This is a genomic window from Actinoplanes rectilineatus, from assembly GCF_000962825.1.
GTDB classification, from domain to species: domain Bacteria; phylum Actinomycetota; class Actinomycetes; order Mycobacteriales; family Micromonosporaceae; genus Actinoplanes; species Actinoplanes rectilineatus.
In genome coordinates, this window is record NZ_JZKF01000153.1 from 1 (window position 1) to 9505 (window position 9505).

9 protein-coding genes and 2 pseudogenes are annotated in these 9505 nt (G+C 67.4%); 4 read left to right on the forward strand and 7 right to left on the reverse strand.

The genetic code is table 11. The features are described 5' to 3' along the window. Window positions 1–112: 112 nt before the first annotated feature. Entirely contained in the window at window positions 113–778 is a 666-nt protein-coding gene (locus tag WH85_RS54310; RefSeq protein ID WP_425394699.1) for a TY-Chap2 family putative peptide chaperone, read from the reverse strand. A gap of 289 nt (window positions 779–1067) precedes the next feature. Here WH85_RS54310 and WH85_RS53570 point away from each other — a divergent pair. After that, window positions 1068–1205, forward strand: a pseudogene (locus tag WH85_RS53570) (transposase domain-containing protein); the annotation flags it as partial. A 69-nt stretch (window positions 1206–1274) separates the two neighbouring features. On the opposite strand, the pseudogene WH85_RS53575 reads toward WH85_RS53570, so the two are convergent. Further along, window positions 1275–1538, reverse strand: a pseudogene (locus tag WH85_RS53575) (TrmH family RNA methyltransferase); the annotation flags it as partial. A 287-nt stretch (window positions 1539–1825) separates the two neighbouring features. After that, entirely contained in the window at window positions 1826–2425 is a 600-nt protein-coding gene (locus WH85_RS45025; protein ID WP_045748362.1) for a TetR/AcrR family transcriptional regulator, read from the reverse strand. 96 nt (window positions 2426–2521) lie between these two features. Between WH85_RS45025 and WH85_RS45030 the strand changes: the two genes are divergently transcribed. After that, a complete protein-coding gene (locus WH85_RS45030) occupies window positions 2522–3172 on the forward strand; it encodes a hypothetical protein (RefSeq protein ID WP_045748363.1) in 651 nt (216 codons plus the stop codon). A gap of 234 nt (window positions 3173–3406) precedes the next feature. On the opposite strand, the gene WH85_RS45035 is transcribed toward WH85_RS45030, so the two are convergent. The 4 genes from WH85_RS45035 to WH85_RS54315 form a co-directional block, all read right to left on the reverse strand. Continuing rightward, on the reverse strand, window positions 3407–4876 hold the full coding sequence (locus tag WH85_RS45035) for an endo-1,4-beta-xylanase (RefSeq protein ID WP_045748364.1): 1470 nt from the start codon (window positions 4874–4876) through the stop codon (window positions 3407–3409). 446 nt (window positions 4877–5322) lie between these two features. Then, complete coding sequence (locus WH85_RS45040; protein ID WP_083449754.1) at window positions 5323–6774, reverse strand: non-reducing end alpha-L-arabinofuranosidase family hydrolase; 1452 nt, start codon at window positions 6772–6774, stop codon at window positions 5323–5325. A 380-nt stretch (window positions 6775–7154) separates the two neighbouring features. Then, window positions 7155–8705 (reverse strand): sigma-70 family RNA polymerase sigma factor, encoded by a 1551-nt coding sequence (locus WH85_RS45045; RefSeq protein ID WP_045748365.1) that lies wholly within the window; start codon window positions 8703–8705, stop codon window positions 7155–7157. Between the two features lie 63 nt (window positions 8706–8768). Continuing rightward, entirely contained in the window at window positions 8769–8945 is a 177-nt protein-coding gene (locus tag WH85_RS54315) for a carbohydrate-binding protein (RefSeq protein ID WP_157411627.1), read from the reverse strand. Window positions 8946–8978: 33 nt separating this feature from the next. Between WH85_RS54315 and WH85_RS54320 the strand changes: the two genes are divergently transcribed. Both WH85_RS54320 and WH85_RS54325 read left to right on the forward strand, forming a co-directional pair. Further along, window positions 8979–9413, forward strand: coding sequence for a helix-turn-helix domain-containing protein (locus WH85_RS54320; RefSeq protein ID WP_083449755.1), 435 nt, complete (start codon window positions 8979–8981; stop codon window positions 9411–9413). Further along, the coding region (locus WH85_RS54325; protein ID WP_157411629.1) for a helix-turn-helix domain-containing protein at window positions 9395–9505 on the forward strand (111 nt) is incomplete at its 3' end. The genes WH85_RS54320 and WH85_RS54325, both read left to right, overlap by 19 nt.

A 9505-nucleotide genomic window follows, 5' to 3' on the forward strand; every position in this document is an offset into this window, starting at 1 on the left:
AACTCCATCTTCACCGATGTGATCTCACCCGCCGCCTTCGCCTCCACAGAGGCCACTATCCCCGTGAATCACCAGGTCACGGCCTCGTCATCAGACAACTCAATCGCCCTGCCTATAGCACGCTCCAAGGCCATTCAGAAACAGATCCAAATAAAATAGAAACGACGCCCGTTATTCGTCGACCCCCGGCTTGATATTCATCAACCATGTTGAACTCCTGATTGCCAACATATGCGAATCCCATTGCATCAATAAGAGCAACCGGACTCCCCCCTCGAAGAACACACCAGAATCTCGCCGGATCCGGGTCTTGCTCGAGTCCATTAGTTACCCTTGGAAACATTTCCAGAAAACCCCGCCTCTCAAAATTTTCACCACCCCGGAGAATAATTTCATTTCTAACTTCCGCAGGGAGAGGGTTGTTCTCGGTAGCCCGGACCACCGAAGCCAGCACAAGTAACGCCAAATCGTACGCCGTCCCAGGGCGCTTCAAAGACCGCACATCAAGACCCGCGGCAGCCTCTAAGAGATCACGCCTTTCCTCATACCTACCATCGGGGCCGTCAATGAAATCGATAGTAGGTATTGGCACAAAATCAGGGCAGCCGGGTACCAGCACGTAGCCACATCGATCTATGTCGACAACACACTTGCCATCACGCATTAGCAACAGTCGATCATCGTCAGATGACCGAGATTCGACAACTTTGAGGCCCGGATGACGACGGACCAAAATCATGGCAAGAATCCAGGACTGAACCTGAGTCGAGCGTCTCATGAAGCAATACCACCGTCTAGACCGTTAAATACGATACCCATTTCGCCGCACACAAGGTGATACATCACCTCGATTTGCAACGCCGGTCAACAACTTTATACACGAGGCTCCGTTCAGCGAGCGGCAAGCCGAGCCAGGACCCAATGCCGTTCATTTTAGGGCATCGGTGCTGGTCAGCGTGGTGAGCTGACCGAGGCCTGAACGGCGGGTGCGGTCTTCGGCCGTGACTACGTCTGTAGTGGAGCCGTCGCGGCCGCAGGGCCGGTTGACCGACCACATCGCGTTGGATGTGTTGTCGTCCCGGTTCGGTCGGGACCTGCTCGAGGAGCTCCTCAGTCGCAGCGGACGGCGAGAGAAGCGGATCCGGCGGCTGCCCGCGCACGTGATGATGCGGTACGTGATCGCGATGGGCCTGTACTTCGACGAGTCGTACGACGAGGTGATGCGTCGGCTCGTCGGTAACCTGTACAAACTCGGATCCTGGGACGATGGCTGGCACCTCGCGGTGGCCGGGCGCGCGTACGACCGGCACGGCGAAGAGGGAGCCGGTGCTGGCGCGTACGGCCTTGGGGTCGTAGGGGTCGGCTGCATGCCCGGTGGTGATCACGCCGGACGCGCTGAGGGCGTCGGCGGAGCGGATCAGCGTGCCGATGATGCCGGGGCTGGTCGGCCGGTCGAAGACCGCGAGCGGCAGGCCGGGGCGGACCGGGATGCGGTCGAGGTCGTCGGCGGGCTGCCCGACGACGGCGAGCGGCTGCGGTCCGGCCGCCCGGCGTGAGCGCCAGGTCGAACACGTCATCGCGGGCCAGGTCGTAGGAGCCGGGCCCGGCCGGGCCGAGTGCGCCGCCCGTGCTGACGGTGTAGGCCCACAGTCGGGCCGGGCTGAGGCCGTAGTCGCTGACGAGCAGGATGCCGGGGTTCGTTCGGGCGGTGGCCGGCAGCGGCGGGGTGGAGAACTTCTGTCCCGCCAGTTCGAGGGTCGCCGTGCCCGCATTGCCGCGCAGGTCGACCCGGCCGAGGTCACTGTCCTACTGGCGCCCGCCCCGATCAGGAGTGGAGGGCGCAGTCGACTGCCATGTACAGGGTTGCGGTCTCGGACCGCAGGATCGAGTCCTCGGCCGGTAGGGCCCGTTCGATCGACAGTCCGTTGAGGACTGTGGCCAGAAAGCGGACCCGGTGCGTGTGGTCGCCCTGGGGCAGTGCGCCTTCCTCGGCGAGCACGGTCAGCCAGTACTCCATCCGGCGCAGGCCCTCCCGTTCCAGGGCGAAATAGGCCGTGCGCACCTGCTCGGTCGGTTCGGATGCGATGTACGTCTGGTAGGCCCGCGTCCACGCCTCGCGGGCACGCTCTCCGACGCCGGCCGGTGCGAGCACCTGCCGCAGGCAGTTGACCAGCCGGTCCCGGGCCGGCAGCGACCGGTCCCGGATCGGGTCGTCGGGGAACAGGCTGTCGTAGATCCGGCCGAGTACGGCGTCGCGCAGGGCCCGCTGGGTCGGGAAGTGGAACCGGAGCGATCCCGTGCTCACCCCGGCGCGGGCGGCGACCGCCCGCACGCTCAGCGTCGACGTCACATCGTCGGCGAGCATCGCCGCCGCGGCTGCCAGGATCCGTTCCCGTGAGCCGACGCCGTCCTGGTCCTGTGTCACACGGCACCTCCTGTCACATCGTACTAGTACGCAGTGCTAGCTTCTTTACTAGTACAGCGTGTTAGTAGTTCGACGTGCTCCAGGAGGCGAACGAACATGATCGACAACTGGCGGCGGCAACGGGCGGTCAAACGGATCCGGCCGGGCGACGGACGGCCGTTGAAACCGCTCCGCTGGTGGCAGCTGCCCGTCCGCGCCCTCTTCTATCTGCCGCTGCCCGGGCCGGACGGCAGGTCGACGGTCTACGCCGTCGACCTGCCCTATCGGGCCGACACCGGCAGCGGCAAAGCACGAGCCCACCTGTACGTCGACGGCCGGCACCGTGCCGAGACCAGGCTCCCGGCGGCGTTTCCCGTGGAGGGCGGCACCATCGAGGTGGCGATCAGCGCCTTCGGGGTCAGGCGCAGCCGCTACGTCACCGTCGACGGGATCGAGCGCCCGCTCGTCCCGGATCCGCGGTCCGCCGAAGGACGCCGGCTGCGCCTCACCCGCGACCATCCGGCGCTGAGCCGCGCCCTCGCGGTCCTCTCGGTGCTGCTGCTCCTGGTCGGCGTGGGCCTGAACCTGCTGCAGCTCGCCGAGCCCCTCTCCCACATCCCGGCGATCGCCGAGAGGGCCGGGACCTTCGAGTCACCCGTGCACCTGCCGATCTGGCTCAACTTCGCCCTCGCCGTCGGGGCCGCCCTCGCGAGCACCGAACGGGCGTTCCGCCTGCGTTACAACCTGCTCGACGTCGCCGGCCGATGATCATCTCTGGACAAGGGCGTCATGATCACCACCGTGACACCGGACCGGCTCCGCACGCCGGAGGACATCGGCGTGCGGCGGATCGGGCGCGGCCTCCTCGCCGTCGTCCCGCTGCCGGCCGGGCTGGCTGTCGTCCCGGCCGTCGTCGGCCGGGCCACCGCGTTCATGACCTGCGAGCCGGCCACACGCTTCCAGCCGGCCTCCGCCGCGCGGGGGAGACCGGCCGCCGTCGGATCAGTTCAGGCTGAAGCGCTGGTTGGCCTGCCCACTGCAGTCGTAGATCTGCACCTGCTGGCCGTTGCCGGTGCCCCACACGTCGAGGCAACGCCCGGACTGCACGCCGGTGATGGTGCCGTTGCTGTTGACGTTCCACTGCTGGTTGCTCTGCCCGTTGCAGGAGTAGATCTGCACGGCCGAACCGTTGCCGGAGCCGGCCGCGTCCAGGCAGCGGCTACCGCCGTACACCGTCAGTTGTCTGCTCGAGGTCAGCGTCCAGGCTTGGTGGGACTGGCCGTTGCAGTCGTAGAGCTGGACCCGGGTGCCGTTGTTCTGCGACGCGTCGGGGACGTCGATGCATCGGCCGGACTGGGCGCCGACGATCCGGCCGCCGCCGGCCGGCGGGGTCGAGGTGGACGGGGACGGCGAGCCGGTGCCGCCACTGGGCGGCGGTGAGGTCGGGCCGGCCGCGTTGAGGGTGTTGAGGACCGAGTTGTACGCGGCCTTCTTGTTGCCGCCGCCGTCGAAGAGCAGCGGGCTCTCGCTGGAGCGCCACGAGTCACTGTCGCGGACACCCCAGACGGTGATGCCGATGCAGCGCGGCACGTTCAAGCATGCCTGGGTGAGGCCGGAGTACTGCGCGGTGGACGCGTTGGTGACGTCGACCTCGGTGAGCGCGACGTCGACGCCGAGGGCGGCGAAGTTCTGCAGGGTGGTCTGGAAGTTGCCGGGCAGCGAGCTACCGCCGGTGAAGTGGGTCTGCAGGCCGACGCAGTCGATCGGCACGCCACGCGACCTGAAGTCGCGGATCATGTTGTAGACGCCCTGCGTCTTGCCGTAGGACCAGTTCTCGATGTTGTAGTCGTTGTAGCAGAGCTTGACCGACGGGTCGGCGCTGCGGGCGGCCCGGAACGCCGCCTCGATCCAGTCGTTGCCGGTGTTCTGCAGGTTGGAGTTGCGGCGGCTGCCGTCCTCGTTGAACGCTTCGTTGACGACGTCCCAGGCGGCGAGTTTGCCCCGGTAATGGGCCATCACGCCGTTGATGTGGTCGATCATCGCCTGGCGCAGGCTGCTGCCGCTCAGGCCGCCCCACCAGCTGGGCTGCTGCGCGTGCCAGGCCAGGGTGTGGCCGCGGACTTTGAGGCCGCGCTGGGTGGCCCAGTTGTAGATCTGGTCGCCGGCGTTGAAGTTGAACTGGCCACGCTGGGGTTCGGTGGCGTCCGGCTTCATCTCGTTCTCGGCAGTGATCATGTTGAACTCGCGGGCGGCGATCGTCGAGTAGGTCGAGTCGCCGAGGCGGCTCGCCGCGATCGCGGTGCCGAAGTAGCGGCCGGACTGGGCGGCGGCGGCGCCCAGGGTGCCGGCCGCGGCGTCGGCGTCGGGGGCCATCACCACGGCGCCGAGGGCCGCGGCGAGGGCGGCGGCGCCGGCGAGGAGTGCTCGCCTTCGCGCCGAGCCGGTGGACCTGTTCGGGGATCTGGTGGACACCAAGGCCTCCCTCTCGGCGCTACGCCGGTCATTACGGGGGATGGGCGCAGCGCCATCGTCAAAGACGGACTTCAATGCAGCGATGCTGACACGGGTAACACTGCCGAAACAAGTAATTCCGCAGATTTTCCGAAACTACCAAAGCTGAGATCGCAGCGTACGGCGTTAGAAACAGGCGCTTGAGCTGCCAAGATGTCGACCATGCCGCATCGTCGGATGTTCCACGATTCATCTCGTGCCAATCGCTGAACTCGATCTACCGAAAGTTTCGGAGAGAAATCCGAGAATGGCATCGGCCCGACCATCGAGGCGTCCACGGCATAACCGAAAAAACAGAATCCACGGATCGTGAAAAGGAGAACGATGCAGAGCCGACACGAGACCCGGCCCGGTGCGCGGACATCCCCGAAGCGCACCGGGCCGGTATCCCCACCGGAAGGGAGGTCCTACCTCTGCAGGGTCAGAACGCCCGGCCGGTACGGCAGCAGGGGGTAGTCGATGCCGTTGGAGCTGGGCGAGCGGCCCTGGTAGAGCAGCTGCAGGTTGCACGGGTCGATCGTCATGGTCTGGTCGGCGGTGGCCCGGACCAGTTCGCCGTGGCTGATGTCGTTGGTCCAGGTGGCGCCGCTGTTGGCTTTGCCGGCGAACGGGTTGCTCTCGGTGGCGGCCTGTGGGGTCCACGAGCCGTTCAGGCTGGTCGCGGTGAACGACCGGAAGTAGCGGCCCTGGCTGCCGATCGCCTCGACGATCATCAAATACTGGTTCTGGCCCTGGACCTTGTAGACCTGCGGCGCCTCGAACAGGTTGTTGGTGGTGTCGCTCATGATCGTGGTGTAGGAGGAGCCGAAGTTGCCGGGGAAGTTGCCGATCGGCATGCTCGCCCGGTAGATCTTGCCGTTGTCGCCGGCGAAGAACAGGTACATGGTCGTGCCGTCACCGATCAGCGTCTGGTCGATCGGGCCGGTGCCGGAGCCGGAGATGCTGCCGGTGAACAGGGTCTGCGCCGCCGACCAGCCGTTCGGATCGGTCGGATCACTGGACGTCTTGTAGGAGAACGCGGCGCCGCCCCACTGGTAGGTGAGGACCCAGATGTTCTTCGGGGCGAAGTAGAACAGGGTCGGCGCCACCGTGCCCTGGCCCATTGCGTTCTGGCTCGCCGAGGCCATGTCGGTCCAGTTCGTGAACGGGGTGAAGTTCATCGAGCCCCAGCTCGTCCCGGTGTCGTGTGTGGTCGCGTACACCAGGTGCCGGCCGTTGTAGGGGACGACGGTGAAGTCCTTCAGCGAGACCCAGCCGGACCGCGGGTTGGCCAGGACGCCGGTGGACGACCAGCGGTAGGTCGACGGCAGGGTGCACGCGCCGCCACCACCGTCCGAGCCGAGTTTCACCAGCTGCCACTGCTGGTTGGTGCCGTTCCAGTCGGCGTACTGCACGACCGCGCCGCCGTCGCTGGTCGACGCGCCCTGCACCTCGACCGCCTTGCCACTGTTGCGGTTGATCAGCTGGATGTAGCCGTCGACGTCCTGAATGCTGAACTGCTGGTTGGTGGTGTTGTTGTCGGTCCACTGCACGATCGCGCCACCGTCCGCGGTCGACAGGTTGTAGACGTCGAGGACCTTGCCCGAGTGCTTGGACTTGAGCCGGTAGAAGCCACCACCGGAATCGACGAACTGCCACTGCTGCTGGACCTGATCGTTGCGTGCCCACTGAACGATCTTGGTGCCGTCGGTGGTGGCCAGGTTGTAGACGTCCAACGCTTTGCCGCTGTTGCGGTTGACCAGCACGTAGGAGGCGCTGGTGTCGATCGTCGCGGCGGACGCCGGCGAGGCGGTGACCGCGACCCCGCCGGCCGCCACGAGGGCGATCGTCGCGACGAACACTTTCAGCCGTGATGCCATGGAGGTTCTCCTTGGGGACGGGAAGGGGAGAGGGCCGTACGTCAGGGGGTGGTGATCTCGAATCGGTTGATCGTGGCCGCGCCACCGAGGGCCGGGGTGGCGTAGTCGAACAGTCCGAAGCGGTGGCCCATGAGGAACTGACAGGCGTTTCTTCTCCCTGGGGATCGGGGACATGTGGGTCCCGGCGCCGGGCGACGGCCGAATGGGAGCGCTCACATTCGTGGGCAATGTTGCCAGACGATTTCATGGCTTTCAATTCTTCAACCCTGCGACCAGCGCAAACACCTGCGCATAACAGTTCCGCGGAATCGTCTGCGGCAATTGGCGCGAAAAAACGATGCGCCGGTTCTGTTATGTGCGGGCCGGTGCCGCGGTCAGGCTCAGCCGGCCAGCGGCGGGCGAACCACGAACGATGCGTCGGCGCGGAACGCCGTGCCGCCGTCGAACTGGTCGACCCACAGCTCGTCACCGCGGTGACGTAGGAACCAGCCCGGATAGTTCGACGACTCCAGAACGATCGACCCTGCGCTCGCCCCGGGGCCGGGGCAGAACGTGGCGTCCCCGCGGAACAGGTCGCTGCCGTCGGCCGGGTTCAACTGCAGCCGCCACGAGGCGTGCCGCAGATAGCCGCCGCCGGACGCACGGAACGAGAAACAGGTCGCGTCGTTGAGCCCCGGCACCGCCAGGAAGCTGGCCTGCCGCCGAGCGGTCACCGTGTTGCTCGCGCTCACCTGGGTGAGCGTGCCGAACGCGCGGTCGGACGCGGTGACGAACCGGCCGGGCACGCCGGCCGCCTCCAGCGACAGCGGGCCGGCCCGCAGCACAGCGGCACTGGCACCGGCACTCGGGCCGGCACTCGTACTCGCGGCGGCGCTCGCATTCGCACTCGCCGGCGCGCCGGAACGGGCCGGGGCCGGCGCGGCCGCCGACCTCGGCTGCGGGGTCTCGGCGATCGTCGCCGGCCGCGACGGCGGGTCAGTGAGCGCCACCGCGCCCGCGGTCGCCCCGGCCAGCACTGCACCGGCGGTGACCGCGGCCAGCACCGGATGCGCGCCGGCCAGAGCGGCCAGATGACCCAGCGCCCCGGCCTGGCCGGCCACGGCCACGGTGACGCTGGTGACCGCCGTCCCGGAGCCCTTGGCCAGCACCGCCGCCGTCACCGTGGCCGGCACCGGCACCAGCGCGAGACCGGGCAGCAGCCGATCCGGCGGCAGCAGATCCGCGGTCGTCCGGGCACAGATCGGGCAGTCCCGCACGTGCCGGGCCAGCCGTTTACGCCACCGCGGGCTCGGTGCGCCGGACCAGCCGGCCATCTCGGTGCTCAACCGCGGGCAGCGGGGCCGGCCGTCGAGGGCGGCCACGATCGCCCGGCTCACCTCCAGCTGCGCCCGCATCCGCTGCACCCGGACCCCGGCGTGCACGACGGTGACGCCGAGCGCGGCCGCGAGCTCGGCCCGCGACAGCTGCCCGACCACCTCCAGCCACCACAGCGCCAGCAGCGCCCGGTCGTCGGCGTCGAGCCAGCGGCCGGCCCGCTGCACCTGCCGGCGCTGCGCCGACAGCTCGACGCGCAGATCGGTGAGCCCTTCGAACCGCGCGTCGGCGTCGGGCAGCTCCGGGGCGTCCTGCAGCGGGGTGACCCGCGCCGCGTCGCGGACCAGCCGGTGCCGGTGCGTGCTGACCTGCCGCAAGGCGATCGCCACGAGCCAGGAACGGAAACTGGACGGTGACCGCAGCGACGGCAGCTGCCGCAGGGCGCGCACCATGATGTCCTGGGTGACGTCGTCGACGTCGGGATGCCCGTCGAGGGCCTGCCGCACGATCGCGTAAAGCATCGGCAGGTGGGTCGCGACGAGCTCGTCCAGCGCGGCCCGGTCACCGGCCTGAGCAGCGCGCACCAGGTCGGATCCGCTCGTCCGGGTCACTCCCATGGTCGTCCCTGCCGCCGTCCTCACACGCTGGAAACTCCACTGTGCACCATCGGCGATCCTGCCCTACCGCATCGACACACCGGCGAATCCTCGCCAGTCGAGATTGAACACGTGTCCACTGCCGCCGGTGAACCGCAGATACAGATCGCGGCTGCCGGTGGCGCCGCCGTCCGGCCAGCCGACCGTGGTCCAGTTCGTGCCGGCATCTGTGGGGCAGCGCGACAGCGCAAGTACCGTCAAGCGGTGGTGCCGCTTGATTGGTACCGTCCGATCATGTCGTCGCGAACCCGCGAGCTGCTCCAACTCCTCGTCGTCGTCAACGCCCGGCTGAGTGAGGACGTCTCGCTGCCGGCCCTGGCGCGGTGGGCGCATCGGTCGCGTTTCGATTTGCACCGCCGGTTTCGGCGGCTGACGGGCCAGACGCCGAAGGCATACACGATGCGGGTCCGGCTGGCCCGTGCCGCGGGCGACCTTGTAGCCGGCGATCATCGAGTGTCGGTAATCGCATTCGACCACGGATTCGGCAGTCATCAGATGTCTCCGTGGATACTCCGGCCTTCAGGCCGGAGAGGAAATGGACTCCTGCGGAGCAGGTCAGGGGTAGCCGATTCGCCGTCAAGGCGAAGTCGGCGTCTACCGGCAGCCTGCCCGCAAGATCGGTTACAAACAAGCGTGCTAACATGTGAGGTATGTCCAAGCGTACGGTGAAGCGGGCTTTCAAGTTCCGCTTCTACCCGACTCCGGAGCAGGCTGACCTGCTGAACCGGACGTTCGGCTGCGTGCGCAAGGTCTACAACCTG

Excerpts from the sequence above, each read along its gene's own strand:
- WH85_RS54310 (WP_425394699.1), bottom strand. The coding sequence starts at position 778 with ATGAGACGCTCGACTCAGGTTCAGTCCTGGATTCTTGCCATGATTTTG.
- WH85_RS45030 (WP_045748363.1), top strand. The coding sequence starts at position 2,522 with ATGATCGACAACTGGCGGCGGCAACGGGCGGTCAAACGGATCCGGCCG.
- WH85_RS45040 (WP_083449754.1), bottom strand. The coding sequence starts at position 6,774 with ATGGCATCACGGCTGAAAGTGTTCGTCGCGACGATCGCCCTCGTGGCG.
- WH85_RS45045 (WP_045748365.1), bottom strand. The coding sequence starts at position 8,705 with ATGGGAGTGACCCGGACGAGCGGATCCGACCTGGTGCGCGCTGCTCAG.
- WH85_RS54320 (WP_083449755.1), top strand. The coding sequence starts at position 8,979 with ATGTCGTCGCGAACCCGCGAGCTGCTCCAACTCCTCGTCGTCGTCAAC.